The 594-nt window shown below is 52.0% G+C and carries 1 pseudogene; it reads right to left on the bottom strand.

The annotated features are described in order from the left end of the window. Positions 1-526, bottom strand: a pseudogene (locus A3750_RS25725) (cytochrome P450); the annotation flags it as partial. Between the last annotated feature and the right edge of the window lie 68 nt (positions 527-594).

Here is a 594-nt window from a genome sequence, read left to right as displayed (position 1 = left end):
TCATGTCTTTCGTGTCGTCATTCGACAGCAATAGGCTCATGAGATCAAAACCCAGCGTTTCGCCGGCCGCTTTCTTCGCTGCCTTCTCACTCCAAAGCAGGGAAAGCGCTTTTGCCATCTCAGCAGCAGTCTCGAAGCCCTCGGTTGTATTGCTCGAACCGCCCGTTGTTTCTGGCGAGGCGGATGCCACATCCGACCACTCAGCGAGTTTTCGTCGTTTGTCGTAGGGAAAGTCGAATAAGGTTGCAAGCATGCGGCTGGTCAATTCAATTGAGACACGATCAACCCAGTCAAACTCTTGACCGACAGGAAGATGATCAAGCACATCACACGTTCTCTGTCTGATCAGCTGCTCCATCTCCTGTAAGTTCTTTGGTGCCACAACACCCTGTACCGCCTGCCGCTGCACATCATGCTTGGGCGGATCCATTGCGATGAAGGTTTGAATCTCGAGCCCCTCAGGCTGGGGGCCTATCGAAATAATCGGCTCAGCAGAGAACAGCTCGTGATGTTTATCAACATACATGATGTCCTCAAACCTAGTCACAGACCAGAAAGGGCCAAATGGGCTTTGCTTTTGATAGTGCACGGGGC

The organism is Oleiphilus sp. HI0079 (assembly GCF_001635105.1).
This window is presented reverse-complemented; position numbering and strand designations above follow the sequence as displayed.